A 26,709-nucleotide genomic window follows, 5' to 3' on the forward strand; every position below is an offset into this window, starting at 1 on the left:
TAGCCAGCGCGTGTTACATCGGAAGTCCCGCCGGGTAACGGACCTGCTAAGTGCTAGCCGTCGGACCACGAGACCTGCCGATCGCAAGTTAGGCTGCCGCCATGATCTTGCACACCCCAGATCCGGTCGTGGGGCTCTGGAGCAGCCTCGCCGACGCCGCGACGCTGCGGCTGCTGGCGGCGGCCCGGCCCGGCTGGCTGGTCCTCGACGCCCAGCACGGCACCTGGTCCGACGGCGACCTCGCCGCGGTGCTGCCGGTGCTCGACGCCCCCGCCCCGGTCTGGGTGCGGCTGGCGGACGACCGGCCCGCCGGGATCGGCCGCGCGCTCGACGCCGGCGCGGACGGCGTGATCGTGCCGATGGTGGACTCGGCCGACCAGGCCGCGGCGGCGGTGCGCGCGTGCCGCTACCCGCCGCAGGGCCACCGGAGCTGGGGCCCCGCCGCGCCGCTCGTGGGCCGCCCTGCCGTGCCGCCCGCGGCCGCGAACGACGCGGTCCGCTGCGCCGTGATGGTCGAGACCGCCGCTGCCCTCGCGGTCGTCGACGCGATCGCCGCGACGCCCGGGCTCGACATGGTCTTCGTCGGCCCGTTCGACCTGGCCCTCGCCCTCGGGCGCACCGTGGACGACCTGCTCGCGGATGCCGCCCCGGGGGCGCCGCTGCCCGGCGTGGTCGCGGCGTGCGCCGCCGCGGGCGTCCGGGCCGGTGCGTTCGCCGGCGACCACGACCGGGCCGGGCGCCTGGTCGAGCTCGGCTTCACGGACGTCGTGGTCGGCACGGACGCCGGGCTGCTCGCCGCCGCCGCGCAGGACGCGGTGGCCCGCTGGGCCACGGACGGGCCCGGGACGCCGAGCGCGCGCGGCGGCTACTGAGCCGCCCGTCGGCGGTCAGGCCGCCGCACGCAGCAGCGCGACGTCCGCGCCCGGGTCGCCCGCCGGGTCGGTGTCGACCACGACCTCGTGCACACCGGCGGCCATCAGGTCGGGCACCCGGGCCGCGACCTCGCCGCACCGGCCGAGCGAGTCGGCCACCCGGAGCACCACCCGGAGCGCGTCCGGGTCGCGCCCCGCCGCCGTGGCGTGGGCACGCACCTGCGTGACCTCGTCGGCCAGCCGGACGGGATCGAGGTCGGTCGCGGACTGCTGCGCGAGCCAGCCGTCCCCGAGCCCCCCGGCCCGGCGCAGCGCCGCGGGCGAGTGGCCGCCGACCAGCAGCGGGATCGGCCGCTCCGGCGCCGGCAGCACGAGCAGGCCGCCCGGCAGCAGGTGCTCGCCGTGGGCCCGCCCGGGCGGGGAGCCGGTCCAGCAGTCCCGGAGCAGGCCGATCGCGGACGACATCAGGCGCCCGCGCCGCTCGAAGGGCACGCCCAGCGCGTCGAACTCCTCGCGCAGCCAGCCGGTCCCGACGCCGAGCTCCAGGCGGCCGCCGGAGAGCACGTCGAGGCTCGCGGCCTGCTTGGCGAGCAGCACCGGCTGGCGCAGGGGCAGCACCAGCACCGCCGTCCCCAGGCGCACGCGGCTGGTCACCGCGGCGGCCGTCGTCAACGTCACCAGGGCCTCCAGGTACGCGACGTCCGTCGGCCACCGCGCGACGCCGTCGGCCGCGAACGGGTACGTCGAGGCGACCGTGCCCGGCAGCACCACGTGGTCGCTGACCCACAGCGAGTCGAAGCCGGCGTCCTCCAGGGCGACCGCCGCGGCGCGCACCGCGGCCCCGGTGGCCGCAGCACCGGTGTGCGGGAGCTTGGCGCCCACGGCCAGGGACGGACTCATCCCGCCGCCAGCCAGCCGCCGTCGACCGGCAGGCAGATGCCGGTGACGTAGCCGGTCTCCGGCGCGGACAGGAAGGCGACCGCCTCGGCGACGTCCTCGGGCCGGGCCGGGCGGCGCATCGGCACCCGGGAGAGCAGCGCGTCGCGCCGGGCCGGGTCGCCGAGCGAGCCCGCGGACATCGCCGTGTCCGTCACCCCGGGCGCGACGACGTTGACCGTGATGCCGTCCAGCGCCCAGTCGACGGCGAGCGCCCGGGCCAGCATCAGGACCGCGCCCTTGGACGTGGCGTAGGCAGCCTGCCCGGGCAGGGCGCGCAGCGAGTTCACGGAGCCCACCAGGACGACGCGGCCGCCGTCGCCCTGGGCCTGGAACCGGCGGCCCGCGGCCGTCGCGACGTCGTACGAGCCGAGCACGTTCACGGCGAGGGACTCTCGGACGGTGTCGGTCGGCAGCGAGGACGCCGGGCCCGTCCGCTCGATCCCGGCGCTGGTGACCACGGCGTCGAGCCGGCCGTACCGCTGCACGGCGCGCGCGACCAGGTCGTCCCCCACCCCGGCGGCGGTGACGTCCGCGGCGACCGCGAGCCCGTCGACCTCGCGGGCGACGGACTCCGCCGCGCCCGCGTCCCGGTCGACGCACACCACCCGGTCCCCGCGTGCGGCGAGGCGGCGGGCGACCGCCGCGCCGATCCCGGCCCCGGCCCCGGTGACGAGCGCGACCCGGGCCGGCCCGCCGTCCGCGGCGGTCACGCCAGCCACCCCCCGTCCACGACGAGCATCTGCCCGGTCAGGTACGACGCGCCCGGCGACGAGACGAACGCCACCGCCTCGGCGACCTCCTCCGGCAGGCCCAGCCGCCCCAGCGGGATGCGGGCCGCGGCGAGCGTGGCCAGACCCGCGTCGTCCGCGCCGAGCCCGCGCATCAGCGGGGTGTCCATCGTCCCGGGGGCGACGCCGTTGACCCGCACCCCGTGCGGCCCGAGCTCCCGGGCCGCGGCCTGCGTCAGCATCCGCACCGCCGCCTTCGACATGTCGTAGGCGAGCATCGGCGTCGAGGAGGCGGTGAACGACGAGGTGGAGCCGATCGTCACGATGCTGCCGGAGCGGCGCGGCACCATCGCGGCGGCCGCGGCCTGCACCACGGCGTAGGCGCCGCGGACGTTGACGGCCATCGTCGCGTCGAGCGCCGCGAGGTCCCGGTCGAGCACCGAGGTGGGCCGCGCGATGCCGGCGCACGCGACCGCGGTGGTCAGCGGTGCAGCGGCGTCGGCCTCCACCACGGCCGCCCGGACGGCCTCCGCGTCGGTGACGTCCAGCACGACGCCCTCGGCCCGGCCGCCCGCGGCGCGCACCAGGGCGACGGTCGCGGCCACGCCGTCGCCGTCGCGGTCGGCGACCGTCACCCGGTCGCCGCGCGCGGCCAGCCGCAGGCAGACCGCCCGGCCCAGACCGCTGGCGCCGCCGGTGACGAATGAGGCATCGATCGGAGTCGGAGATATCACGTGGTCATAGAAGCATCTGCACGCTACGCAGATGTAAAGCGAATGGGCCACGATGACTCACAGATGAAACATCGCGCTCGTACGCTGAGCGCCGGATCGACACCCACCGGCACACCCAGGAGGCGGCATCGTGAAGTTCGGCGTGGGGCTCTACTGCCTGCAGGCCACCGCGAGCACACCCCGGCACCCCACGACCCCCTACCGCGACCTCCTCGAGGACGCGCGCCTGCTGGAGGACTGGGGCTACGACGGGATGTGGCTCTCGGAGCACCACTTCTTCTACGACGGCTACTGCCCGGCGCTGCTGCCGGTGGCCGCCGGCCTGCTCGCCGCCACCAGCCGGCTGCGTGTCGGCACCGGGATGATGCTGCTGCCGCTGCAGGACGCCGGCCGGGCCGCCCGCCTGTCCGCGGACGTCGCGCGGCGCTCCGGCGGCCGCCTCGACGTCGGCGTCGGGCTGGGTTACCGCGACGTGGAGTTCGACGGCAAGGGCGTGCGCCGCCAGGACCGGGTCGCCGCGCACCGCGAGGGTCTGGCCGAGCTGCAGCGGCTGGCCGTGCCGGCCGGTGCCACGATCTGGAACGGGTCGGCCACCCCGAAGGGCGTCGCCCGGGCCGGCGCACGCGGCCAGGGGATCCTGCTGTCCGGTGCCAACCCGCTGTCGCTGGTCGCGGAGCTCGCCGCCGCGCACCGCGAGGGGTGGGAGCGGGCCGGCCGCCCCGGCGGGACCCGGCCCCGCGTGTCGGCGCTGCGCAACGTCTGGCTCACCGACGACCGGCACGAGGCCGAGGCCGTCCTGGACTGGCAGCGCGCGAGCTACGTCCTGTACGCCGGGCTCGGCTGGAGCGTCGCGCAGCAGGAGTCCACCGAGGCGATGGACTTCCGCGCCGACCTGGACAAGGCGGTCGCCCAGGCGGTCGCGACGTCGATCGTCGGCCCCGCGGGCATGGTCGCCGACGGTCTGCGGGAGGTGCACGCCGCCGGGGTCGACGACGTCGTCCTCCGGGTCATCATCGAGGGCGCGCCCGCGCCCGCGGTGCGCCACATGCTCGGCCGGATGGCCGACGAGGTGCTGCCGCAGCTGGAGCACGTGGAGGCAGCATGAGGATCGGCGCCCTGCTCACCGAGCCCGGGGACGTCGTCCCCGCGGCCAGCGCCGGCCTGTTCGGCGTCCTGCTGGAGGACGCCGACGGCCCGTCCGACGTCGGCTCCGGCGCGGCGGCCGCGGTCGCCGCGCTGACGCGGGACACCCGCGTGCTGGTCCGCGTCGTGCTCGGCACGGAGCACCCGGTCACGCTCGCGGAGGAGGTCGCCGTCCTGGACCACCTCAGCGCGGGCCGCGTGGTGGTGCTGGTCGACCCCGGCACGCTGGACGACTCCGCCGCCGCGGAGGACCTGGCGCTGCTGCGCGCCTGCTGGTCCGGCCGCCCCGTGCAGCACCGCGGCGCCCGGTGGACCGTCCCCAGCGGCGTGATGGGCCCGGGGATGCCCGACCGCATCGCCGTCACGCCCGTCCCGGCGCAGGTCGACGTGCCCGTGTGGCTGACGCGCGCGGTCCCGGGTGCCGCGCTGCCCGTGCTGGCCACCGACCCGGCCGAGGTCCGCACCGACGTCCAGGTGCAGCCGGGGGTCGCCGACCTCACCGGCGACCTGGAGCACGACCGCGCCCTCGTGACCGCCTGGTCCGACGCCGGTGCGACCCACCTGCTGGTCCGTCCGCCGGGCACGGCGGGTCGGGATGCGTCGGGTGTCGCACCTGGAGCATTCTTCGGGCTGTACGTCGCCCGCTACCTGCAACCGGAGGTGTCGATGCCCGGGTTCCCGCGCATCATGGCCGAGGCCGAGCTGCCCGCGTCGTGGACCCCGTGACCCCGGACGAGCCCACGACCCCCGCCGTGCCCCCGACGCCGCGCCGCGCCGGGACGGGCCGCCGTACCCCGCGACCCGCACCCGCCCGGCGCGGCTCGATGTCGGGCCTGGCGGGGTTCATCGAGCGGCAGGGCCCCGCGGTCCCGCTCGACGACATCGACCGCGAGCTGGTGCGCCGCCTCGCTGCCGACCCGCGCGCGTCGCAGCGCCAGCTCGCGCGCGAGATCAAGATGTCCGGCCCCGCAGTCGGCGAGCGCATCGCCCGCCTGGAGCGGGCCGGCGTGATCCGCGGCTACACGGTGTCGGTGGACTGGGCCGCGCTCGGCTTCCCGGTGCTGGCCTACATCCCGATCAGCATCGCGCCGGGTGCGGACCTCGCGCAGATCCTCGCGGACCTCCGGGAGGTCCCGGAGCTCGAGGAGCTGGTCGCGGTGACCGGCGCCTACGACCTCATCGCCCGGCTGCGGCTGCGGGACCACGCCCACCTGCAGGAGGTGCTGCTGGAGTCGCTCTGGCAGATCGACGGCCTGCAGCGCATCGAGACCTTCCTCAGCCTGGGCGAGGTCCGCGGCGAGAGCCTGCTCCAGCGGCTGCTGGCCGACGGCGAGGACGACGCGGTCGACTGACGCTCGCCGCGCGGACCCGCCCCGGAGCCGGTAGGAACGTCGGCATGACCCGTGTCGGCTTCCACAACTCGCACGAGCAGGTCCACCCCAGCGCGCTCCTCGCCGCGACCCAGCACGCGGAGGAGGCGGGCTTCGACGCCGCGATGTGCTCCGACCACTGGGCACCGTGGAGCACCAACCAGGGCCACTCCGGCTTCGCCTGGACGTGGCTGGGCTCGGCCATGGCCACGACCCGGCTGCCGTTCGGGGTGGTGAACGCGCCCGGGCAGCGGTACCACCCGGCGGTGGTCGCCCAGGCGGCGGCGACGCTGGCGTCGATGTACCCGGGCCGGTTCTGGGTCGCGCTCGGCTCGGGCGAGAACATGAACGAGCACATCACGGGCGACCCGTGGCCGCCCAAGCCGGAGCGGGACGCCCGGCTGCGGGAGTGCGTGCAGGTGATCCGGGCGCTGCTGGCCGGCGAGGAGGTCACGCACCACGGGCTGGTGACCGTCGACCACGCCCAGCTGTGGACGCTGCCCGACGTGCCGCCGCGCCTGATCGGCCCCGCGGTGACGGCCGAGACCGCCCGTGCCCACGCGGACTGGGCGGACGGCCTGGTGACGGTGAACCAGGCACCCGAGAAGCTCCGCCGCGTGGTCGGCGAGTACCGCGACGCCGGGGGCCGCGGCCCGATCTCCCTGCAGGTGCACGTCTCCTACGCGACCGACCCGGCGGAGGCGTGGCGCCTCGCCCGGGAGCAGTGGGCGGGGAACGCGGCGGGCCCGCCGGCCGCGTGGGACCTCGCGAGCCCGGAGGCGTTCGACGAGCTCGCGAGGACCGTCGATGACGACACCCTCGGCACCGCGGTGGTGATCGAGCACGACCCGGCGCGCCTGCGGGACCGCCTGGTCGAGCTGGCCGGGATCGGGTTCGACGAGGTCTACCTGCACCAGGTCGCGACCGACGTCAGCCCGGACCACGGCAAGCACGACGACGCGACGCCGACGGTCACGCACCCGCCGTCGTCGCTGGACTCCTTCATCGACCTGGCCGCCGAGCACCTGCTCCCCGCCCTGCAGGGCCTGGAGTCGGGCACCGGGGAGGTCGACGCGTGAGGATCCGCGACACCGGTGACCTGTGGTGGAAGAACGCCGTCGTCTACTGCTTGGACGTCGAGACGTTCATGGACTGGAACGACGACGGCATCGGCGACCTCCCCGGCCTGGTGCAGCGCCTGGACCACCTGGCCGACCTGGGGATCACCTGCCTGTGGCTGATGCCGTTCTACCCGACGGCCGACCGGGACGACGGCTACGACATCACCGACTTCTACGGCGTGGACCCGCGCCTGGGCGACGCCGGTGACCTGGTCGAGCTCATCCGGACGGCCCGGGACCGCGGCATCCGCGTGATCGTCGACCTGGTCGTCAACCACACCTCCGACCGGCACCCGTGGTTCCGGTCCGCGCGCAGCAGCCCGGACAGCCCGTTCCGGGACTTCTACGTCTGGCGGACGGACGCCCCGCCCCCGACCAAGGACCAGGTGATCTTCCCGGACCAGGAGGAGGGCATCTGGACCTGGGACGACAAGGCCGGGGCCTGGTACCGGCACCGGTTCTACCGGCACCAGCCCGACCTGAACACCGCGAACCCGCAGGTCCGCGACGCGATCGCCAAGGTGGTCGGCTACTGGGCCGAGCTCGGGCTGGCCGGGTTCCGGGTGGACGCGGTGCCGTTCATGCTGTCGGACGCGGCGAACGCCCCCGCCGACGACATCGAGCACCCGCACGAGTTCCTCCAGGCGCTGCGGGCGTTCCTGTCCCGCCGCACGGGCGACTCCATCCTGATGGGCGAGGTGAACCTGCCGTACGAGGAGCAGCGGCTGTTCTTCGGCGACCACGACGGCGACGGGTCCGCCGACGGGGACGAGCTCACGCTGCAGTTCGACTTCATCGCGATGCAGCGGATGTACCTGTCCCTGGCGCGGGCCGACGCCGGCCCGCTGGCCCAGGCCCTGCGCGACCGGCCGGAGATCCCGCACGACGCGCAGTGGGCGACGTTCGTCCGGAACCACGACGAGCTGACCCTGGACAAGCTGGCCGACGACGAGCGGGCCGAGGTGTTCGCCGCGTTCGGGCCGGAGGAGGACATGCAGCTGTACGGCCGCGGCCTGCGCCGGCGGCTGCCGCCGATGCTGGGCGGGGACCCGCGGCGGGTCCGGATGGTCTACTCGCTGCTCTTCACGCTGCCGGGCACGCCGGTGCTGTTCTACGGCGAGGAGATCGGCATGGGCGAGAACCTCGCCGCCGACGGCCGCCTCGCGGTGCGCACGCCGATGCAGTGGACGTCGGGCACCAACGGCGGGTTCTCGGCGGCGCCCGCGCGCACGCTGTCGGGCCCGGTGGTCGACGACGGGTACGCACCGCAGCACGTCAACGTCGCCGACCAGCGGCGCGACCCGGACTCGCTGCTCGCGTTCGTCCAGACGCTGATCCGCCGGTACCGGGAGTGCCCGGAGCTGGGCTGGGCGACGCGGGCCGAGATCCTCGACCAGCCGCACGCGTCGGTGCTGGCGCACCGGTCGACCTGGCAGGACGCGTCGATGATCGCGTTGCACAACCTCGGGCCGGACGCGCTGACCGTGCCGCTGCACCTGCCCGACGCCGAGCGCGCACCCGGCGAGGCGGGGCCGGCCGACGGCACCGCGACGGCGGCGAGCGACGCCCGCGACGACGAGCCCGTGCGGCTGGTCGATCTGCTCGAGGACGCGTCGTGCGAGGTCGGGCCGGACGGCCGGCTGGAGGTGGAGCTGCCGGCCTACGGGTACCGCTGGATGCGCGTCGTGCGTCCGGGCTCGCGCCGGCTGCTCTGAGCCCGCGCCCCGGCCCGGTGCCGGTGCCGGTGCCGAGGGTGCAGCAACCCCCGGACATTCCGGGCAGGTCGCCGCAGCTTATGCACCCTCGGCGGGCGCGGGCGCGCAGGGCGCGGGCGCGCAGGGCGCGGGCGCGCAGGGCGCGGGTCAGGGCCGGGTGACCGTCCAGCGGCCGGCCGCGAGGTCCGTGAGCCGGGGCAGGATGACGTCGCCCGCGGCCCGCAGGCCGTCGTGCAGGTACTCGTTGGTGACCCACACCTGCGCGTTGCCGACGGCGTCCGCCGTGCCGAGCGCGAGGTCCAGGTCCACGTAGGGGTCGTCCGCGTACTGCACGGCCGCGACGGGCACCTCGTTGGCGGCCAGCCGCTCGGGGTCGTACAGCGCGGGCCACGAGGTCCGGGCGGCGAGCGCCTCGGCCGCCTCCCGGAAGGGGCGCAGCGCCCGCACGTCGGCGAACATCCACGGGAACACGGCCTCGCCCGTCAGCCCGAGCGGCCGGGCGGCGGGGTCGAGCTCCGGGCGGCGGTCGAGCTCGGCCTGCGCCGCCCAGCCGCCCTCGCGGTCGCCCTGGTGGTAGATGACCTCCTGCAGCACGGCGTAGAGCGGGTTGGCGTCGAACCCGGTCTGCGTCTGCACCGCGAGCGCGAACGCGTCGTCGGGCACGCCGTCGCCGTCCAGGTCGACGGTGTCGAGCAGCCAGTGCAGGGCGTCGACGCCCGTGCTCATCCCGAGCGGCATCCCCAGGGTCTGCAGCCGCTGCACGGTGAACGGGTCGCCGTCGGGGAGCCGCACGTCGCCGGCCGCCAGCCGGTCGGCGAGCGCGCCGAGCAGGGCGACGTCCTCGGGGTGGCGGCGCGCGAACGCGGCGTTCCGCGCGGCCTGCCGCGAGAAGGTGCGGGCGTAGACGTCCTCGGCGGTCGCGGCGATGCCGGGCAGGCCGCCGGTGACGTAGCAGGCGGTCAGCGCCTCGGGGTGCCGGGACAGGTAGGTCAGCGTGAGGAACCCGCCGTAGGACTGCCCGAGGGTGGCCCACCGCCGCCCGCCGTAGATGCCGCGGCGGACGGCCTCGGCGTCCTCGACGACCGCGTCCGCCCGGAAGCACGCCAGGTAGTCCGCGGCCTCCTCCGCGGTCTCGAACCGGTCGAGCGTGCGCCAGTCGACGCGGGACGACCGGCCGGTGCCGCGCTGGTCGAGCAGCACGACGCGGTGCGTCCGCAGCGCCGTCGTCCACCACCCGCCGCCGAGCGGCCGCGGACCCATGCCGCCGGGCCCACCCTGCAGGAACAGGAGCAGCGGGAGGTCCTCGGCGTCCCGGGTGGGGTCGACGAGCTCGCGGGCGAACACCTCGAGGTGGGGGTACCGGTTGGGGTGCTCCCGGTCGACGGGGACCCGCACCCGGTGGTCCCGCACGAGCACCGGCGGGATCAGGCGCGCGGCCGAGGTGCGGGTCGCGGAGGTGCGGGTGCGGCGTCGGGCGTCCGAGGAGGCGGGGGTCACGCCAGCACCCTAGGCTCTCCGGGACCTCGGCCCGGGCCGTGGCGGGGCGACGGCGAGCGGAGGACGCGTGACCGGGCGGACGATCGTGATCACGGGTGCGAGCGACGGGATCGGCGCCGCGTCGGCCCGGCAGCTCGCGGCCGCGGGCGAGCGGGTGGTCCTGGTCGGCCGCTCACCGGAGCGCACCGCGGCGCTGGCGGCGGACCTCGGGGCGCCGCACCACCTGGCGGACTTCGCCGACCTGGGCCAGGTCCGCCGGCTCGCGGGCGAGCTGCAGGACGCGTACCCGCGGATCGACGTCCTGGCCAACAACGCGGGCGGCATCATGGGCCGCCGCGAGGAGACCGCCGACGGGTTCGAGCGCACGCTGCAGGTGAACCACCTGGCGCCGTTCCTGCTCACGCACCTGCTGCTGCCGACCCTGGTCGCGAGCCGGGCGTCCGTCATCCAGACGTCGAGCGTCGCGGCCCGGGCCTGGGGCGCCCTGGACACCGGCGACCTCGGCAACAGCCGCGCGTACACGCCGCAGAAGGCCTACGGGGACGCGAAGCTCGCGAACGTGCTGCACACGGTGGAGCTGGACCGGCGGTACGGCGACCAGGGCCTCGCGGCCGTCGCGTTCCACCCCGGCGTCGTCGCGACCAGCTTCGCGCGCGAGACGACGCACCTCATGCGGTTCGTCTACCACACGCCGCTGCGCCGGCTGCTGACGATCACGCCCGAGGAGGGCGGCGCGCACCTCACGTGGCTCGCCCGGGGCACCCCCGGCGCCGACTGGCAGCCCGGCGGCTACTACGAGGAGGACCGGCTGGCCGTGCCGCCGCCGCAGGCCGCCGACGCGGACCTCGCCCGGCGGCTGTGGGACGTCAGCGCGGCGCTCGTCGGGCTCTGACCGCTCCGGGGCCGGCCGGCGGCGGCGCGGTCGACCGGCGGGCCACCAGCGTGGTCGGCAGCCGCAGGTGGTGCCCGTCGGCGGGCTCCCCCTCGACGAGCCGGACGAGCAGGTCGACCGCGCGCGCGCCCATCTCCTGGATCTCCTGCCGCACGGTGGTCAGGGCGGGCGTGGTGGACGCCGACTCCGGGATGTCGTCGAAGCCGACGACCGACAGGTCCTCCGGGACCCGGAGCCCGAGGGCCGCCGCCGTGTCCAGGATGCCCATCGCCGACAGGTCGTTGGCCGCGAACACGGCGGTCGGCGGGTCGTCGAGCGCGAGCATCGCCGCGACCGGCCCCGCCGCGGCGGCGCGCTGGTACTCCGCGACCTGCACCAGCCGCGGGTCCACCTCGACGCCCGCCTCCGCGAGCGCCTGCCGGTAGCCGGCCTCGCGCAGCCGGGACGACTCGAGGTCGGGCCGGCCGCCGAGCAGACCGATCCGCCGGTGCCCGAGCGCGAGCAGGTGCCGGACGGCCAGCACCGCACCGTGCTGGTTGTCGGAGTCGACCGTGGGCAGCCCGCCCGGGCCGGCGTGCGGGTCGACGGCGACCACGGGGACGCCGGCGTCCACCGCGACGACGGTCGGCGTGACCAGCACCGCGCCGTCGATGAGCGTGCCGCTCAGCCGGGAGAGGTACCGCTGCTCCCACCCGGGCGTCCCGGCGCGGCCGCCGCCGCCCGTGTAGGCGAGCAGGGCGTAGGGCGTGCCGGCGAGCGCGGCCCCCGCGCCCTTGAGGATCTCGGTGCTGAACGGCTCGAACTCGGCCACGAGGATGCCCAGGACGTGCGTGCGGTGCGACCGCAGGCTCCGGGCGACGAGGCTGGACTCGTAGCCGAGGTCGGCGACGACCTGCTGGACGTGCTCGGCGGTGGTGCGGGCGATGCCGTCCCGCCCGTTGATCACCTTCGACACCGTGGCCACCGACACCCCGGCCTCGCGGGCGACGTCGGTGATCGTGACCCGGTTCCTCATCTGCCGATCGTAGCGGTTGCGAAACCGTTATCGACATCGGTTGACACGCCGGTCGGACGGCTGCCAGAGTCGGCCCTGCAACCCCAGTCAGCGACGACGAGGAGCCCCGCCATGGACCGCCACGACCACGTGCGTCACCGGTCCGGCAGTCGGTCGGGCCGCACGCGACGCCACTGAGCGCGCTCGGCGCACGGCGTCGTCCGGCCCCCCGGCCGACACCCGCGCCCGTACCTCCGACGTCCCTCCCGGGACGCCCGGACGACTCTGTTCAACTCAACGAAGAGGGCAGATCCATGAAGGCAAGGAAGACCTTGGCGGTCCCGGCCGTCCTCCTCCTGGGCGCACTGGGCCTGAGTGCCTGCGGCTCCGGCGGCGACGACTCCGGCTCGGGTGGTGACGGGGACGTCGAGATGACGTTCTGGCACAACTCGACCACCGGCGACGGCAAGGCGTACTGGGAGGACACGGTCGCCGACTTCGAGGAGGCCAACCCCGGCGTCACGATCACGGTCCAGTCCATCCAGAACGAGGACATGGACGGCAAGCTGCAGACCGCCCTGAACTCGGGCGACGCCCCGGACATCTTCATGGCGCGCGGCGGCGGCAAGCTCGCCGACGTGGTCGAGGCCGGCCAGGCGATGGACATCACCGACCTGATCGACGACGCCACCCGCGAGGCGGTCGGCGACGCGGCCCTCAACGCCTTCTCCGTCGACGGCAAGGTGTACGGCATGCCCACCGCCGTGCTGCCGGGCGGCATCTACTACAGCAAGGACCTGTTCGCGCAGGCCGGCATCACCGGCACGCCGACGACGTTCGCCGAGCTGGACGACGCCGTCACCCAGCTCAAGGCGGCGGGGATCTCCCCGATCGCGCTGGGCGCCAAGGACGCGTGGCCCGCGGCGCACTGGTACTACTTCTTCGCCCTGCGCGAGTGCTCGCAGGAGACGATGGACACCGCCGCCAAGGAGATGTCCTTCGACGACCCGTGCTGGACCGCGGCCGGTGAGGACCTGGAGGAGTTCGCCGGGACCGAGCCGTTCAACGAGGGCTACCTGACGACCACCGCCCAGCAGGGCGCCGGCTCGTCGGCGGGCCTCGTCGCCAACCACCAGGCCGCCATGGAGCTCATGGGCGCCTGGGACCCGGGCGTCATCGCCTCGCTCACGCCGGACCAGCAGCCGCTGGCCGACCTCGGCTGGTTCCCGTTCCCGGCAGTCGACGGCGGCGACGGCGACCCCACCGCCATGATGGGCGGCGTCGACGGCTTCACCTGCTCGGCGGAGGCCCCGCCGGAGTGCGCCGACTTCCTCAACTTCTTCATGCAGAAGGAGTACCAGGAGGGCTACGCGGAGGCGTTCGTGACGCTGCCCGCCAGCAAGGAGGCGCAGGGCGTCGTCACGGACCCGGCCCTCACGGACGTGCTCGCGTCCTACAACGACGCCGCCTACGTCACGGTGTGGCTCGACACGATGTTCGGCCAGAACGTCGGCAACGCGCTGAACGCGGGCGTCGTCGAGATGCTCGCCGGCAACGGTGACGCCGCCGGGATCGTGGACGCCGTCAACGCGGCCGCAGCCAAGGAGTAGCCAGCACCATGAGCGACACGCAGGGCGAGGGCCCGCTGGTCATGACGTCGCCCGCGGTTCGCTCCGCGGCCGGGGACGGTGCCACCACGGCACCGGCCCCGGCCCGCCGGCCGCGGCGACGCGGAGGGGACTGGCGGCAGCGCCTGGAGATCACCCTCCTGTCCGGCCCGGCCATCCTGATCTTCCTGGCCTTCGTCATCTTCCCCGTCGTCATGGCGGCCTACTACGGGTTCTTCAAGTGGAAGGGCTTCGGCCCCCCCACCGACTTCGTCGGCCTGGAGAACTACGTCACGATCCTGAAGGACCCGACGTTCCACGACGCGCTGCGGCACAACGCGGTGATCGTGATCCTGTCCCTGCTCCTGCAGGGCCCGGCGGCGGTGGTCCTCGCGCTGCTGCTGAACCGCCGGATGCGCGGCCGCTCCGTCATCCGCGTCCTGATCTTCGTGCCCTACGTGATCTCCGAGGTCATCGTCGGCACGGGCTGGAGCCTCATGCTCCAGACGACCGGGGCGGTGAACGACCTGCTCGGCAAGATCGGGCTGGAGGGGTGGGCGGTCGACTGGCTGTCCGACCCGGACGTCGCGATCTGGTCCCTCATGCTGATCATCACGTGGAAGTACATCGGCTTCGCGGTGATCCTGTTCCTCGCGGGCCTGCAGTCCATCCCCGAGGAGCTGCACGAGGCCGCCGCCATCGACGGCGCCTCCTACTGGCAGGCCCAGCGGAGCATCACGCTGCCGCTGCTCGGGCCCACCCTGCGGATCTGGGCGTTCCTGTCGATCATCGGCTCGCTGCAGCTGTTCGACCTCGTCTACATCATCTGGGGGCAGTACGTCGCCGCCACGGCGGGCACCTCCACCATGGCGACCTACATGGTCGTGAACGGCCGCAACGCCGGGAACTACGGCTTCGGCAACGCCGTCGCCGTGCTCCTGTTCCTCATCTCGCTGGTCATCGCGCTGACCTACCAGCGGTTCGTGCTGCGGCGGGACACCGAGGGCGCGCTCACCGAGAGGACGAAGTGATGGCCGCCACCGCCGTGCAGGCAACCCCGCTGCCCAGCCCGACCGCCCGCCGCCCCCGCCGCTCGTCCCGCCTGGGCCGGGTGAACCCGCTGGTCTACGTGCTGGCGTGGCTGCTGGTCGGCGTGTGCATCGGCCCCGTCGCGTACATCGTGCTCGGCGGCCTGCGCACCAACTCCCAGATCACGCAGGACCCCTCCGGCTTCCCGACCACGTGGGAGTTCGGGAACTACGGCGACGTGCTCACCAGCTCGCTGTTCTGGCGGCAGTTCGGCAACTCGGTGATCTGCGGCGTCGCGACCACCGTCGGGGTCGTGGTCCTGGGCGTGATGGCGAGCTTCGTCCTCGCCCGGTACCGGTTCCGGGGCCGCACCGCGATGTACTCGCTGTTCGCCGCCGGCCTGATGTTCCCGATGACGGTCGCGATCACGCCGCTGTACATCATGATCCGCAACCTGGGGCTGATGAACACCCTCGGCGGCATCATCCTGCCGCAGATCGCCTTCGCGCTGCCGACCACGATCATCATCCTGGTGCCGTTCCTGCGGGCCATCCCCCGGGAGCTCGAGGAGGCCGCCTCGATCGACGGGGCGAGCCGGCTCGGGTTCTTCTTCCGGATGGTCGTGCCGCTGTCGGTGCCCGGCGTGGTGACCGTGGGCATCCTCGCCTTCGTCGCCAGCTGGAACAGCTACATGCTCCCGCTGTTCGTGCTGAACGACGAGTCCGCGTACACGCTGCCGCTCGGCGTGCAGTCGTTCGCCTCGCAGTACTCCGTGGACACCGCCCGCGTGCTCGCGTTCACGTCGCTGTCGATGATCCCGGCGCTGGTGTTCTTCTCGCTCTTCGAGCGGCGGATCGTCGGCGGCCTCACGGGAGCCGTGAAGGGCTGACGCCCGACCGCCTCCGCACAGCCCTCCCCGCGGGGCGTCCCCGACGCGGACGCCCCGCACCCGATCGAAGGAGAAGGACCGCGTGTCCGAGATCCCCGCCCTGCCCACCGTCTCCGAGCGGGTCCGCGCCCTGCACGCGCGGATGACGCTGGAGGAGAAGCTCGCCCAGCTCGTGGGCTACTGGCTGGACCAGAACGGGACCGTGGCCCCGATGCAGTCCGAGATGGCCGCGGGGCAGAAGGACGCCGGGCTGCTGCCCGAGGTCACCCGCCACGGTCTCGGGCACTACACCCGCGTCTACGGCACCCGCCCGGTGGAGCCGGCCGAGCGCGCCGCCTGGCTGTGGGCCGAGCAGCGCCGCCTGAAGCGGGAGACGCGGCTGGGGATCCCGGCGCTGGTGCACGAGGAGTGCCTCACCGGGCTCGCCGCGTGGCAGGCCGCCACGTTCCCGACGCCGCTGGCCTGGGGCGCGGCGTTCGACCCCGACCTGGTGCACGAGGTCGGCCGCGCCGTCGGCGACTCGATGCGCGAGCTGGGCGTCCACCAGGGCCTGGCCCCCGTGCTCGACGTGGTCCGGGACCCGCGCTGGGGCCGGGTCGACGAGTGCATCGGCGAGGACCCGTACCTGGTCGGCACCGTCGGCACCGCGTACGTGCGCGGCATGCAGGAGGCCGGGGTGCACGCCACCCTCAAGCACTTCGTCGGGTACTCGGCGTCGCGCGCCGGGCGCAACCACGCACCCGTCTCCGCCGGGCCCCGCGAGGTCGCGGACGTCTTCCTGCCGCCGTTCGAGATGGCGGTCCGCGACGGCGGCGCGCGGTCGGTGATGAACGCCTACACCGAGATCGACGGCGTCCCGCTCGCCGCCGACCCCACGTACCTGACCGACGTGCTCCGGGAGCAGTGGGGCTTCGACGGCGTGGTGGTCGCGGACTACTTCGCGGTGGCGTTCCTCGAGGTCATGCAGCAGGTGGCCGCCGACCGCGGCGAGGCGGCCGCCCTGGCCCTCACCGCCGGCATCGACGTCGAGCTGCCCACCGGCGACGCCTACCTCGAGCCGCTGGCCGAGCGGGTCCGGTCCGGGCTGCTCGACGAGGGCTGGGTGGACCGGTCGGTGCTGCGCGCGCTCGCGCAGAAGGAGGAGCTCGGCCTGCTCGACCCCGGCGCGTACGAGGACGAGCCGCCGACCACCGTGGACCTCGACCCGCCCCGGCACCGTGCGCTCGCGCTGCGGCTCGCCGAGGAGTCGGTCGTGCTGCTGGCCAACGACGGGCTCCTGCCGCTGGGCGCGGGCGGCTCCGGGCTGCCGGCGCGGGTCGCGGTGGTCGGGCCGAACGCCGACCGCCCCGAGGCGCTGATGGGCTGCTACTCCTTCGTCAACCACGTGCTCGCGCACCACCCCGGCGTCCCGACGGGCTTCGAGATCCGGAGCGTGCTCGACGCGCTCGGCCCGGCCCTCGCGCAGGCGGCCGCCCCCGGCACCCCCGCACCCGAGGTCGTGCACGCGCCCGGGTGCGCCGTCGAGGGCGACGACACCTCCGGGTTCGCCGCCGCGCTGGACGCGGTCGCGGGCGCCGACGTGGCGGTCGTCGTGGTCGGCGACGACGCCGGCCTGTTCGGCCGCGGGACCGTGGGCGAGGGCAACGACGCGGAGTCCCTGGAGCTGCCCGGGGTGCAGCGGCAGCTGGTCGCCGAGCTGCTGACCACCGGGACGCCCGTCGTCCTGGTGCTGCTGACGGGCCGGCCCTACGCGCTCGGCTGGGCGCTCGACGGCGAGGGGCCGCGGCCTGCCGCCGTCCTGCAGGCCTTCTTCCCCGGTGAGCGGGGCGGCGACGCGATCGCCGGCCTGCTGACCGGGGCCGTGCAGCCGTCGGGCCGGCTGCCGGTGTCCCTGCCGCGCTCCGCGGGGGCGCAGCCGTACGGCTACCTGCCCCCGCCGCTCGGCGGGTCGTCGGACGTCACGTCCGCCGACTCGACCCCCGTGCGTCCCTTCGGGTTCGGGCTGTCCTACACGACGTTCGCGTACGACGACCTGGTCGTCGACGACGCGGTGGCCGCCGGCGGCACCTTCACCGCCGCCGTCACGGTCGAGAACACGGGCGACCTGCCGGGCGCCGAGGTCGTGCAGCTCTACGCGCACGACGTGGTCGCCACGGTGACGCGTCCCGTGGTCCAGCTGCTGGGCTACGCGCGGGTCGAGCTCGAGCCGGGCGAGCGGCGCCGGGTCACGTTCAGCGTCCCGACGACCCGGCTCGCGTTCTCGGACCGGCGCCTGGTGCGGGTCGTCGAGCCGGGTGACGTCGAGGTCTGGGTGGCCTCCCACGCCGGCACCCCGCGCGCGGGCTCGGAGCTCAGCGGCACGACCGGCGGCGCGATCAGCAACCACCGCGCGTCCGAGCGGCACCCGGTCCCCGGCAGCGCGACGCCGCGCGCGGTGCTCGCGGTCACCGGTGACACCCACGTGCTCACCGGGGACGAGGCCCGGCTGGTCGAGGTGAAGGTCACCGCTCCGTGACGCGGGTGCCGAACCCCGTGCTGCCCGGCTGCTACCCCGACCCGTCGATCTGCCGGGTGGGCGAGGACTACTACCTGGTCACGTCCACGTTCGAGTACCTGCCCGGCCTGCCCGTCCTGCGCAGCCGCGACCTGGTGTCGTGGGAGCAGGTGGGCCACGTGGTCGACCGCCCGGGTCAGCTGGACTACGCGGGCATCGGGTCGTCCGGCGGTCTCTACGCGCCGACCATCCGGCACCACGACGGCACCTTCTGGGTGGTGTGCACCCTCGTGGACCGGGACGACCCGTCCCGCGGCGGGAACTTCCTCATGACGGCCACCGACGCGGCGGGGCCGTGGTCCGACCCGGTCTGGCTCGACGCCGACGGCATCGACCCGTCGATCTTCTTCGACGACGACGGTCGGGTCTGGGTGCACGGCACCCGGCTGGCCCGCGAGCCGCAGTGGCACGACCAGACGGAGATCTGGGTGCGAGAGCTCGACCTGGCGACCACGACGCTCGTCGGCCCGGAGCACGTCGTGTGGACCGGCGCGCTGCACGACGTGGTCTGGGCCGAGGGCCCCCACCTGTACCGGGTGGACGACAGCTACTACCTGGTCGCCGCCGAGGGCGGGACCGAGTTCCACCACGCCGTGAGCGTGGCGCGTGCCGACCGGGTCACCGGTCCGTACGTCGGCAGCCGGGGCAACCCGGTGCTCACCCACCGGCACCTCGGGCGCGGCAATGACGTGGTCGGGGTCGGGCACGCGGACCTCGTCCAGGCGGTCGACGGCAGCTGGTGGGCGGTCGTGCTCGGCATGCGCCCCTACGGCGGCTACCACTACCCGCTGGGGCGGGAGACGTTCCTGGTACCGGTGACGTGGGAGGACGGCTGGCCCGTCTTCGCCCCGGGCGAGGGGCGCGTCCCGGCCGAGGTCGAGGTGCCCTCCCCCGGCCCGTGGCGTCCCGGGGTGGTCCAGGGCCGCACGTCGGGCGTCGTCCCGCCCGGCGACCCGCGCTGGGGCGCCGTCCGGGCGCTGCCGACCGAGGTGGCGACCGTCGACGGCGACGCCTGGGACCTGCCCCTGCGGCCCGTGCCGCCGACCGAGCCGGAGGCCCTGGCGTTCCTCGGCGTCCGCCTGCAGCACCGCGACGCCGAGGTGCACGCCACGCTGCGCCCGCAGCTCGCGCCCGGCGAGGAGTGCGGGCTGCTGCTGCGCCAGTCGGAGGACGACCACGTCCGCCTCGCCATCACCCCCGCGTCGGACACCGCGGACACCACCGGCTGGCGCGCGCGGGTCGTGCACCGGCGGGCCGGGACGGACGCCGTGCTCGGCGAGCAGGTCCTGCCCGGCGACCCCGGCCGGCCGCTGGTGCTCACGGCCCGGGTGCGCGGGGTGGACGTGGAGCTGCTGGCCGGCGCGGCCGGTGAGCGGCCCGTCGGCGTCGGGCACGCCGACCTGCGCACGCTCGACTCCGTCGCGACCGGCGGGTTCCTCGGCCTCTGGCTCGGCGTGCACGGCACCAGCCACGGCCGGCCCACCACCTCGCGCGTGCGGATCGCGGAGCTCGAGTACCTTCCCCTCACCACCCCCGGCACCCGCCCCTGACCGCGGAGAGAAGCGTGCACGTCGACCTGCCCGAGCCGGAGCTCTGGTCCTACCGCAGCGCCCTCGTCGAGCCACCGGACTTCGACGCGTTCTGGCGCGACACGCTCGCGGCGTCGCGCGACGCCGCCGCCCCGGTCGAGGTGCGCCCGGTCGAGACGCCGCTGCGCACGGTCGAGACCGCCGACGTCACGTTCACCGGGTACGGCGGCGACCCGGTCCGGGCGTGGTACCGCCGGCCCGCCGGTGCCCGCGAGGACCTGCCGCTGGTGGTGCAGTACGTCGGCTACGGCGGCGGTCGCGGCCACGTGCTCGACAACCTGGGCTGGGCCTCGGCCGGGTTCGCGCACCTGCTGATGGACACCCGCGGGCAGGGCGCCGGGTGGAGCGTCGGGCACACCCCCGACCCGTGGGGCACCGGCCCGCAGCAGCCGGGCGTCATGACCCGCGGCATCGAGAGCCCGGAGACCGCCTACTACCGGCGCCTGATCACCGACGCGGTCCTGGCCGTCGACGCGGGCCGGGCGCTTCCGGGCGTCGACCCCGCGCGCGTGGCGGTCGTCGGCGGCAGCCAGGGCGGCGCGCTCGCCCTCGCAGCCGGCGCGCTCGCCGACGTGTCCGCGGTCGTCGCCGACGTGCCGTTCCTGTGCGACGTCCCGCGTGCCGTCCGGATCACCGACAGCCACCCGTTCGCGGAGGTCACCGCCTACCTCGCCGTGCACCGGGACCGGGAGGAGCAGGTGCTCCGCACGCTCTCCTACGTGGACGGCGTCGCGTTCGCCCGGCGCGGCACGGCGCCGGCCCGGTTCACGGTCGCGCTCATGGACACGGTCGTCCCGCCCTCCACCGTCGTCGCCGCCCACCACGCGTGGGGCGGGCCGAAGGAGCTGCGCACCTGGCGCTGGAACGGGCACGAGTCCGGCGGGCCCGACGAGCACGCGGAGGCGCTGGCCTTCGTCGCCCGGCAGCTCGCGGCGTAGCGCGGCGCTCCGGGGACGGGCGTGTTTCGGCAGCGTCACCGCCGCCCGTCCCGCATCACACCTGTGTGAACTCCGGCCCCGCGTCCTTGTGGGCCCACCGGCGCGCCCCGGACACTCGGCTCGGGCCCGACGGGTCCGGCGACGACGCGAGGCACCCCGGGGGGCAGGTGGCGATGACGACCGACGACACGCTCGGGAGCACCGGGCTGGCTGATCCGGACCCGCCGTTCGGGCGGCTGCACGCCGGCGACCCCGCACCCCGCTGGCTGCACGCCGCCGTCTGCGCCGCCTGGGGCTGGGAGCCGCAGCGCACCGCCGTCGACCTGATGGCGCTGTCGCACAACGCGACGTTCCGGGTCTCCGTCGACGGGGCGCCCGTGGCCGTGACCCGGGTCGCACCGCCCGGGTACATGGAGGACACCGCGGCGGTGGAGTCGGAGGTCGCGTGGATGGCCTCGCTCGGGACCTCGGGCACGGTCCGCGTCCCGACGACGGTCGCCCCGGTCGACGGCGAGGACGTCGCGATGCTCGCCGACGACGACGAGGACCGCCGGTGGGTCGGCCTCACCTGGCGCTACGTCCCCGGCGTCTCGCTGGAGGACGTGCTGCCGGCCGCGCCGGACCCCGCGGGCTGGCACCGCCGCGTCGGCACGACCGCCGCCCTGCTGCACGAGCACGCCCTGGGGTTCCACCGCCCCCGGGACTTCGTGCGCCCCACGTGGGAGCCCGCCGACCTCGTCGGGCCCGACAGCCGCTGGGGCCCCTGGGAGGCCGCGTGCCTGCCGGACGCGGAGCTCGCGCTGCTCGGCCGGGCCCGCTCCGCCGCGCTCGACGTCCTGCACGACGCGTCCCGCGCCCCCGACACCTGGGGCCTGGTGCACGCCGACCTGCGCCCGGGCAACCTCCTGCTCGACGGGGACGACCTGACGGTCATCGACTTCGACGACTCCGGCTTCTCCTGGTTCGTGCTCGACCTCGCGGCGCACGTGTCGTACGTGGAGCACCTGCCCGACGCCCCGGCGCGCGCGCAGGCGTGGGTCGCCGGCTACCAGGAGGTCCGGCCGCTCACCAGCCACGACGCCCGCACCGCCTGCGCGCTGTCCATGCTGCGCCGCCTGCAGCTGCTGGGCCGCACGGTCACCGACCCGCGCGGCGGTCCGTCCGGGGCGCTCCGGGCCGAGCAGCCGGCCGGCACCGTGCTGGTCGCCGAGCGGTACCTGCGGTCGCCGACCTGGCTGCTCAGCTAGCCCGGCCGGCCGCCCGCCGCCGCGGCAGGTCGACGCGGTCGAGGTCGCGGGCCAGGTGCACGCGCGCCGCTCCGGCGGTGGCACGGGCCTGGACGGCGAGCGGCTCCAGGTCGTCGTACCGGCCGGAGAAGTGGGTGAGGACGAGCGTCCGCGCCCCGGCCGTCGCCGCGAGCGCGCCCGCCTGCCCCGCGGTCAGGTGCCGGTAGGCGTCCGCCAGCGCCGCCTCCTCGTCCGCGAACGTGCACTCCGCCAGCAGCAGGTCCACGTCGTCGGCGAGCGCCTCCGCGCCGGGGCAGGGCGCCGTGTCCATCACGACCGCCGCCCGCTGCCCGCGCCGCGGGACGCTCACGTCCTCCAGGCGCACGCTGCCGTGCCGCCCCGTCCGCTGCAGCTCGCCCACCGCGGGCCCGCTGATCCCCGCCGCCGCCAGCCGGTCCGGCAGCAGCGTGCGGCCGTCGGGCTCGGTCAGGCGGTAGCCGAACGTCGCGACCCGGTGCCGCAGCGGCTCGACGGTCAGCCCCTCGGCGACCTCCCCCGCCGCGTCGTGCGGGTGCAGGCGCAGGTCCAGGCCCGGCGTCGCCAGCCCCACCAGCGCCCGCACGACCGCCTCGCCCTCCGCCGGGTAGTGCAGGTGCACCGGGTGCTGCACGCCGTCGAGCACCATCCGGGACAGCACCCCGGGGAGGCCGAGGCAGTGGTCGCCGTGCACGTGGGTGAGGCAGATGCGGGTGATCGACGGGGACGCGACCCCGGCCAGGAGCATCTGGCGCTGCGTGCCCTCGCCCGGGTCGAGCAGCAGGGTCTGGTCGTCCCAGCGCAGCACGTAGCCGTTGTGGTTGCGCGTGCGGGTCGGGACCTGGGAGGCCGTCCCGAGGACGACGAGCTGGCGGACCACGCGCCCAGTGTGCAGCGCGGGCCGGCCCACGGCTCAGGCACGGGCCCGCGCTGCCGATGACGAGGGTGACGACGAGGACGGGCGCGCAGGTGCGCCCGGTCAGGGGGACCGCGATGGCACGCCGCTTCGACCCGCCGGCCTGGTGGCCGGACGCGCCCGCACCGACGGCTCCGGCACCGGCAGCGCCGGCACGCCCGAGCCGGCGCGGCGCCCTGCTCGCGGCCGGGGGACTCGTCGTGGGTCTGCTGGTCGGGATCGGCGTCGGCACCGGGGGCGCGAACGCGTCCTCCTCCGACGAGCGCGCGGCCGTGGCGGCCGAGCGGGACCGGCTCACGGCGGTCGACGACGACCTCACGACCCGCGCCGCCGAGCTCGACGACCGCGAGGCCGCGCTGGACGACCGCGAGGCCGCCGTGGCCGCCGCGGAGGACACCGTGGCGAGCACCGCCGCCGAGCAGACCGCGCGTGCCGACGAGCTCGCCGCCCTGCAGGCCCAGCTGGACCAGCGCGGCGCAGAGGTCGACGGTGCCGCCGCCGCCGTGGCCGCCCGGGAAACCGATGTCGCCGCACGCGAGGCGGCGGCGTCGGTGAGCCGGTCCGCCACCGCGGCCGGCGGGGGCACGGCCTCTGCCGGGTCGTCCGCCGCCGCGGCCGGCGGCGGCACGGCCTACTACGCGAACTGCGACGCGGCCCGGGCGGCCGGTGCTGCCCCGGTCCGCAGCGGCGACCCCGGGTACCGGTCGGCGCTCGACCGCGACGGCGACGGTGTGGGCTGCGAGTAGACGCCTCGCTCCACGAGGGGGTCCCCCGTCGTCCACAGCCGCGACCGAGGTGCTGCGTCCCCAGACGCAGCGGTCCGTCGCCGCGGGCGGAGCCGCGCGACCGGCATCGTCACCGGGGCACGGCGCGACGGGCGCCGGACCACCGGGAGGCGACCACCATGACGCACGACGCCAGCAGGACCCCGACCGCGTACCAGAGCAGGTCGGTGGCGACGAACGTCGTGCCGAGCAGGTACCGCAGCGGCGGCCACGCCGCTGCGGCCGCCGCGGGCCCGCCGGTGACCTGGGCGATCTCGACGACCCAGCAGACCGCGAGCGCCGTGCCGGTCTGCGCCGGGCGCGCGAGGCGCGGCAGCGCGAGGGCGACGAGGAGCAGCACCAGCACCGCGTACAGCGCGTCGCCGAGGGCGTCGGCGAGCGGACCGGTGCCGTACCGGGCCGTCGCGAGCCCCGCCAGCACCACGAGCGCGCCGGCCGGCAGGGCCGTGCGCCACGGGCGTCGGCGCCGGTCAGGGCCTGATCGGGTCATGCCACCTCTTGCGACGACGGTAGGGGCGCGCCGCCGTGCGGGGGCGGCGCGCCCGGCCGGGTCGCGGGCGGGTGCTGTGTCGGTCCCGTGTGCGACCGTTCCCCCGTGAGCCGCACCACCCGTCCCCGCCCGACCGCACGCACCACCAGCACCGCACGCACCGGACGGACGGCACGGACGGCACGCACCCGCCGGGGGCGGCTCGGCTGGGTCTGGCTCGTGCTCGTCGTCGCGGTCGCGCTCGGCGCCGGGCTGCCGGTGTGGTCGGAGGCCCGCGAGTCGGCCCGGTTCCCGGTGACCGCTCCCGACCTGGACCGCGCGCGCACCGAGCTCGACGGCCTCGCGGTGAAGGGCCGGGCGCCGAGGACCGGGTACGACCGGGACGAGTTCGGGCCCGCCTGGGCGGACGTCGACCGCAACGGCTGCGACACCCGCAACGACGTCCTCGCGCGCGACCTCACGGACCTCACGTTCGAGGACGGCACGCACGACTGCGTCGTCCTCACCGGCACGCTCGAGGACCCGTACACCGACGCCACGATCGACTTCGTGCGCGGGCCCGACAGCGCCCGCGTGCAGATCGACCACGTGGTCGCCCTGTCCGACGCCTGGCAGAAGGGGGCGCAGCAGTGGGACGCGGAGACGCGGCGGCAGTTCGCGAACGACCCGGCCAACCTGCTGGCGGTCGACGGGCCGGCCAACAACGCGAAGGGCGACGGCGACGCCGCCACCTGGCTGCCGCCGAGCACCGGGTACCGCTGCGCCTACGCGGTCCGGCAGGTCCGGGTGAAGGCCGCGTACGGGCTGTGGGTGACGCAGGCGGAGCGGGACGCGCTGGACCGGCAGCTGGACGGCTGCGTGGTCGGGGGCTGAGCTCAGAGCGGCCGCTGCAGGATCCACGACCCGCCGAGCACCAGCGCCCCGCCGCAGACCACCAGGAACGCGCACACCCAGAACCCGCCCGGCAGCGGCGTGAGCCGGCCGAGCACGTCGGCGTCCGACGTCCCGCGCCCACGCGCCCGGCGCCGCTGGGACTGCATCTCCAGCACCGCCCGCGGCGCACCGAGCAGCAGGTACCAGGTCACCGCGTACGCCGCCGCGACCTGCACCTCCGGGCTGCCCCACCACGTCACGCCGACCAGCACCACCCCGGTCACCAGCACCGCCCACAGCCCGTACCAGTTGCGGATCTGCACCAGCAGCAGCGCCAGGGCGAGCACGAGCGCCCACAGCAGCCCGACGGCGTACCCGCGCCCGAGCAGCCACGCCGCACCCAGCCCGAGCACCGACGGCCCGACATAACCGGCGAACGCCGTCGCGACCATCCCCGGCCCGCGGGGCTTGCCGACCGAGACCGTGAGGCCGGACGTGTCGGAGTGCACCCGGATCCCGGACAGCCGGCGCCCGGAGAGCACGGCGACCAGGCCGTGCGCGCCCTCGTGCACGATGGTCAGCGCGTGCCGCGACAGGTGCCAGAGCACCGGGACCGCGCAGCACAGCAGCGCGGCGGCGAGCGTGGCCAGCACGACGACCTGGCCCGGAACCGGCTGCACGGTCGTGGCGCGGTCCCAGATCTCCCCGGGCAGGCCGCGCAGCGTGTCGAGGAACCCGCTCACAGGGAGTCGAGGGTGACGTCGGACAGCTCGACCGTCAGGTGCAGCCCGTCGGCCTGCACCGTCGCACCGGTGACGTCGGCCCCGGCCGGGAGCTGGTCGGTGACGTCGACCTCCGTCAGCCGGGACGCGAGGCTGTCGGGCAGCAGCCCGGCGTCGACGGTGAGGCCCGCGAGCGACGCGCTGACCACCGTGGCGGTCAGCCCGTCGGCCCCGGCCGGCGCGACCGTGAGCGCCACCGCGACGGGCACGCCGGCGACGGAGCCCCCCGCCACGAGGTGCTCCCCCTCGACGGTCAGGGTGAGGTCCCAGCCGGTGCGCTCCTGGAGCAGCTCCTGCAGGGCCGCGGTCGGGACCGTCGCCGTCGCGACCACGTGCTCCGCCCCGCGGGGCTCGCGGACGGCGACGCCGGTCGCGGTGACGTCGAGGTCCGTGACGTCCAGGCCCTGCAGCGTGGCGGACGGGGCGACCAGGCGGACGTCGTCCAGGGTGCCGCGAGCCAGCTGGGTGAGGAACGGGAACCCCTCGATGGCGACGTCGAGGTCGGCGGCCGAGAGCCTCGAGCGGACCGCGTCGGCGGCGACGTCCTCCGCGAAGGCGTGCCCGGCGCGGTCGGCGAGCAGCGTCCCGCCGACCAGCAGCACGACCGCCACGGACAGTCCGACGAGGCAGCCGGCGCGGCGGCGGGGGGAGCGGGTGCGGGTCACGCCCCGAGGGTACGAGGCGGCGCGGGCTCCCCGGGTCGGTTCGCGCGCCGGGCGCGAGACCTTCACACCGGCGCACGGCCTGCACGTCCCGGTTGCGGGGGGCGGTCGGCCGACGTTGACTCGAACGCGCAGGGAGCCACCGAGCGACAGGAGCGTCAGCACATGGGCATCGGAGACTTCGTCGACAAGGCCAAGCGGGCCGTCGCGGGCCACGAGGACACGATCGCCGGCGCGATCGACAAGGCCGCGGGCGCGGTCAAGGGCCGCACGTCGGAGTCGACCGACCGCAGGATCGACCAGGCGACGGACAAGGCGCGGGACTTCC

26 protein-coding genes are annotated in these 26,709 nt (G+C 75.7%); 17 read left to right on the forward strand and 9 right to left on the reverse strand.

The annotated features are described in order from the left end of the window. Positions 1-101: 101 nt before the first annotated feature. Positions 102-872 (forward strand): aldolase/citrate lyase family protein, encoded by a 771-nt coding sequence (locus ACWPWW_RS10995; protein ID WP_454050338.1) that lies wholly within the window; start codon positions 102-104, stop codon positions 870-872. A gap of 15 nt (positions 873-887) precedes the next feature. On the opposite strand, the gene ACWPWW_RS11000 is transcribed toward ACWPWW_RS10995, so the two are convergent. Genes ACWPWW_RS11000 through ACWPWW_RS11010 form a run of 3 tightly spaced genes read right to left on the reverse strand, consistent with a single transcriptional unit; the run spans position 888 to position 3,273 of the window. Beyond that, positions 888-1,772, reverse strand: coding sequence for a TIGR03619 family F420-dependent LLM class oxidoreductase (locus ACWPWW_RS11000; RefSeq protein ID WP_454050339.1), 885 nt, complete (start codon positions 1,770-1,772; stop codon positions 888-890). Next, positions 1,769-2,521, reverse strand: coding sequence for an SDR family NAD(P)-dependent oxidoreductase (locus ACWPWW_RS11005; protein ID WP_454050340.1), 753 nt, complete (start codon positions 2,519-2,521; stop codon positions 1,769-1,771). Before ACWPWW_RS11005 ends, ACWPWW_RS11000 begins: the two co-directional genes overlap by 4 nt. Beyond that, entirely contained in the window at positions 2,518-3,273 is a 756-nt protein-coding gene (locus ACWPWW_RS11010) for an SDR family NAD(P)-dependent oxidoreductase (RefSeq protein ID WP_454050341.1), read from the reverse strand. The genes ACWPWW_RS11005 and ACWPWW_RS11010 overlap by 4 nt, the downstream gene beginning before the upstream one ends. Before the next feature lie 130 nt (positions 3,274-3,403). On the opposite strand from ACWPWW_RS11010, the gene ACWPWW_RS11015 reads away from it, so the two are divergent. From ACWPWW_RS11015 to ACWPWW_RS11035, 5 genes are read left to right on the forward strand one after another with little or no spacing between them, the layout of a single operon-like run. After that, positions 3,404-4,378: an LLM class flavin-dependent oxidoreductase gene (locus tag ACWPWW_RS11015; RefSeq protein WP_454050342.1), complete on the forward strand. Its 975-nt coding sequence runs from the start codon at positions 3,404-3,406 to the stop codon at positions 4,376-4,378. Next, positions 4,375-5,142, forward strand: a complete 768-nt coding sequence (locus ACWPWW_RS11020; RefSeq protein WP_454050343.1) for an LLM class flavin-dependent oxidoreductase — start codon at positions 4,375-4,377, stop codon at positions 5,140-5,142. Before ACWPWW_RS11015 ends, ACWPWW_RS11020 begins: the two co-directional genes overlap by 4 nt. Beyond that, complete coding sequence (locus ACWPWW_RS11025) at positions 5,130-5,768, forward strand: Lrp/AsnC family transcriptional regulator (protein WP_454050344.1); 639 nt, start codon at positions 5,130-5,132, stop codon at positions 5,766-5,768. The genes ACWPWW_RS11020 and ACWPWW_RS11025 overlap by 13 nt, the downstream gene beginning before the upstream one ends. Before the next feature lie 44 nt (positions 5,769-5,812). Then, positions 5,813-6,865 (forward strand): TIGR03885 family FMN-dependent LLM class oxidoreductase, encoded by a 1,053-nt coding sequence (locus tag ACWPWW_RS11030; protein WP_454050345.1) that lies wholly within the window; start codon positions 5,813-5,815, stop codon positions 6,863-6,865. Further along, a complete protein-coding gene (locus ACWPWW_RS11035) occupies positions 6,862-8,622 on the forward strand; it encodes an alpha-amylase family protein (RefSeq protein ID WP_454050346.1) in 1,761 nt (586 codons plus the stop codon). Before ACWPWW_RS11030 ends, ACWPWW_RS11035 begins: the two co-directional genes overlap by 4 nt. A gap of 147 nt (positions 8,623-8,769) precedes the next feature. Here ACWPWW_RS11035 and ACWPWW_RS11040 read toward each other — a convergent pair whose 3' ends face one another. After that, positions 8,770-10,050, reverse strand: coding sequence for an alpha/beta fold hydrolase (locus ACWPWW_RS11040; protein WP_454050440.1), 1,281 nt, complete (start codon positions 10,048-10,050; stop codon positions 8,770-8,772). A 136-nt stretch (positions 10,051-10,186) separates the two neighbouring features. On the opposite strand from ACWPWW_RS11040, the gene ACWPWW_RS11045 reads away from it, so the two are divergent. After that, positions 10,187-11,011 (forward strand): SDR family NAD(P)-dependent oxidoreductase, encoded by an 825-nt coding sequence (locus ACWPWW_RS11045; RefSeq protein WP_454050347.1) that lies wholly within the window; start codon positions 10,187-10,189, stop codon positions 11,009-11,011. On the opposite strand, the gene ACWPWW_RS11050 is transcribed toward ACWPWW_RS11045, so the two are convergent. After that, positions 10,986-12,026 carry a LacI family DNA-binding transcriptional regulator gene (locus ACWPWW_RS11050; protein WP_454050348.1) on the reverse strand — a complete coding sequence of 347 codons (1,041 nt, stop codon included), beginning with the start codon at positions 12,024-12,026 and terminating at the stop codon, positions 10,986-10,988. The two genes, ACWPWW_RS11045 and ACWPWW_RS11050, sit on opposite strands and share 26 nt — an antisense overlap. Before the next feature lie 293 nt (positions 12,027-12,319). Between ACWPWW_RS11050 and ACWPWW_RS11055 the strand changes: the two genes are divergently transcribed. From ACWPWW_RS11055 to ACWPWW_RS11085, 7 genes are all read left to right on the forward strand, one after another. Next, positions 12,320-13,615, forward strand: a complete 1,296-nt coding sequence (locus ACWPWW_RS11055) for an extracellular solute-binding protein (RefSeq protein WP_454050349.1) — start codon at positions 12,320-12,322, stop codon at positions 13,613-13,615. A gap of 8 nt (positions 13,616-13,623) precedes the next feature. Continuing rightward, complete coding sequence (locus tag ACWPWW_RS11060) at positions 13,624-14,643, forward strand: carbohydrate ABC transporter permease (RefSeq protein ID WP_454050350.1); 1,020 nt, start codon at positions 13,624-13,626, stop codon at positions 14,641-14,643. Beyond that, positions 14,643-15,530 carry a carbohydrate ABC transporter permease gene (locus ACWPWW_RS11065; protein WP_454050351.1) on the forward strand — a complete coding sequence of 296 codons (888 nt, stop codon included), beginning with the start codon at positions 14,643-14,645 and terminating at the stop codon, positions 15,528-15,530. The genes ACWPWW_RS11060 and ACWPWW_RS11065 overlap by 1 nt, the downstream gene beginning before the upstream one ends. A 142-nt stretch (positions 15,531-15,672) precedes the next feature. Then, positions 15,673-18,045 carry a beta-xylosidase/alpha-l-arabinosidase gene (locus tag ACWPWW_RS11070; protein ID WP_454050441.1) on the forward strand — a complete coding sequence of 791 codons (2,373 nt, stop codon included), beginning with the start codon at positions 15,673-15,675 and terminating at the stop codon, positions 18,043-18,045. Continuing rightward, positions 18,042-19,634, forward strand: a complete 1,593-nt coding sequence (locus ACWPWW_RS11075; protein WP_454050352.1) for a family 43 glycosylhydrolase — start codon at positions 18,042-18,044, stop codon at positions 19,632-19,634. The genes ACWPWW_RS11070 and ACWPWW_RS11075 overlap by 4 nt, the downstream gene beginning before the upstream one ends. A 14-nt stretch (positions 19,635-19,648) precedes the next feature. Beyond that, positions 19,649-20,611 carry an acetylxylan esterase gene (locus ACWPWW_RS11080; RefSeq protein ID WP_454050353.1) on the forward strand — a complete coding sequence of 321 codons (963 nt, stop codon included), beginning with the start codon at positions 19,649-19,651 and terminating at the stop codon, positions 20,609-20,611. A 173-nt stretch (positions 20,612-20,784) separates the two neighbouring features. Continuing rightward, the gene (locus ACWPWW_RS11085) at positions 20,785-21,858 is read left to right on the forward strand and encodes a phosphotransferase enzyme family protein (protein ID WP_454050354.1); all 1,074 of its coding nucleotides are present in this window, start codon (positions 20,785-20,787) and stop codon (positions 21,856-21,858) included. Here the strand turns inward: ACWPWW_RS11085 and ACWPWW_RS11090 are convergent. Beyond that, on the reverse strand, positions 21,851-22,753 hold the full coding sequence (locus tag ACWPWW_RS11090) for a ribonuclease Z (RefSeq protein ID WP_454050355.1): 903 nt from the start codon (positions 22,751-22,753) through the stop codon (positions 21,851-21,853). The two genes, ACWPWW_RS11085 and ACWPWW_RS11090, sit on opposite strands and share 8 nt — an antisense overlap. Positions 22,754-22,866: 113 nt before the next feature. On the opposite strand from ACWPWW_RS11090, the gene ACWPWW_RS11095 reads away from it, so the two are divergent. Further along, entirely contained in the window at positions 22,867-23,535 is a 669-nt protein-coding gene (locus ACWPWW_RS11095; RefSeq protein ID WP_454050356.1) for an excalibur calcium-binding domain-containing protein, read from the forward strand. Positions 23,536-23,644: 109 nt separating this feature from the next. Here ACWPWW_RS11095 and ACWPWW_RS11100 read toward each other — a convergent pair whose 3' ends face one another. Next, positions 23,645-24,064, reverse strand: coding sequence for a DUF2809 domain-containing protein (locus tag ACWPWW_RS11100; protein WP_454050357.1), 420 nt, complete (start codon positions 24,062-24,064; stop codon positions 23,645-23,647). A 105-nt stretch (positions 24,065-24,169) separates the two neighbouring features. Between ACWPWW_RS11100 and ACWPWW_RS11105 the strand changes: the two genes are divergently transcribed. After that, a complete protein-coding gene (locus tag ACWPWW_RS11105; RefSeq protein WP_454050358.1) occupies positions 24,170-24,937 on the forward strand; it encodes an HNH endonuclease family protein in 768 nt (255 codons plus the stop codon). Positions 24,938-24,939: 2 nt separating this feature from the next. On the opposite strand, the gene ACWPWW_RS11110 is transcribed toward ACWPWW_RS11105, so the two are convergent. Continuing rightward, positions 24,940-25,680 carry a M50 family metallopeptidase gene (locus ACWPWW_RS11110; RefSeq protein ID WP_454050359.1) on the reverse strand — a complete coding sequence of 247 codons (741 nt, stop codon included), beginning with the start codon at positions 25,678-25,680 and terminating at the stop codon, positions 24,940-24,942. Further along, positions 25,677-26,384, reverse strand: coding sequence for an LmeA family phospholipid-binding protein (locus ACWPWW_RS11115; protein WP_454050360.1), 708 nt, complete (start codon positions 26,382-26,384; stop codon positions 25,677-25,679). Before ACWPWW_RS11115 ends, ACWPWW_RS11110 begins: the two co-directional genes overlap by 4 nt. Positions 26,385-26,546: 162 nt before the next feature. Here ACWPWW_RS11115 and ACWPWW_RS11120 point away from each other — a divergent pair. Next, on the forward strand, positions 26,547-26,709 hold a 163-nt coding region (locus tag ACWPWW_RS11120; RefSeq protein WP_454050442.1), incomplete at its 3' end, for an antitoxin.

The sequence above is a fragment of the Cellulomonas sp. Marseille-Q8402 genome (assembly GCF_965119525.1).

What these genes read in the sequence shown, in the direction of transcription:
- ACWPWW_RS10995 (WP_454050338.1), top strand. Translation starts at nt 102, where the DNA reads ATGATCTTGCACACCCCAGATCCGGTCGTGGGGCTCTGGAGCAGCCTC.
- ACWPWW_RS11000 (WP_454050339.1), bottom strand. Translation starts at nt 1,772, where the DNA reads ATGAGTCCGTCCCTGGCCGTGGGCGCCAAGCTCCCGCACACCGGTGCT.
- ACWPWW_RS11020 (WP_454050343.1), top strand. Translation starts at nt 4,375, where the DNA reads ATGAGGATCGGCGCCCTGCTCACCGAGCCCGGGGACGTCGTCCCCGCG.
- ACWPWW_RS11030 (WP_454050345.1), top strand. Translation starts at nt 5,813, where the DNA reads ATGACCCGTGTCGGCTTCCACAACTCGCACGAGCAGGTCCACCCCAGC.
- ACWPWW_RS11050 (WP_454050348.1), bottom strand. Translation starts at nt 12,026, where the DNA reads ATGAGGAACCGGGTCACGATCACCGACGTCGCCCGCGAGGCCGGGGTG.
- ACWPWW_RS11055 (WP_454050349.1), top strand. Translation starts at nt 12,320, where the DNA reads ATGAAGGCAAGGAAGACCTTGGCGGTCCCGGCCGTCCTCCTCCTGGGC.
- ACWPWW_RS11060 (WP_454050350.1), top strand. Translation starts at nt 13,624, where the DNA reads ATGAGCGACACGCAGGGCGAGGGCCCGCTGGTCATGACGTCGCCCGCG.
- ACWPWW_RS11065 (WP_454050351.1), top strand. Translation starts at nt 14,643, where the DNA reads ATGGCCGCCACCGCCGTGCAGGCAACCCCGCTGCCCAGCCCGACCGCC.
- ACWPWW_RS11070 (WP_454050441.1), top strand. Translation starts at nt 15,673, where the DNA reads ATGACGCTGGAGGAGAAGCTCGCCCAGCTCGTGGGCTACTGGCTGGAC.
- ACWPWW_RS11085 (WP_454050354.1), top strand. Translation starts at nt 20,785, where the DNA reads ATGACGACCGACGACACGCTCGGGAGCACCGGGCTGGCTGATCCGGAC.
- ACWPWW_RS11095 (WP_454050356.1), top strand. Translation starts at nt 22,867, where the DNA reads ATGGCACGCCGCTTCGACCCGCCGGCCTGGTGGCCGGACGCGCCCGCA.
- ACWPWW_RS11100 (WP_454050357.1), bottom strand. Translation starts at nt 24,064, where the DNA reads ATGACCCGATCAGGCCCTGACCGGCGCCGACGCCCGTGGCGCACGGCC.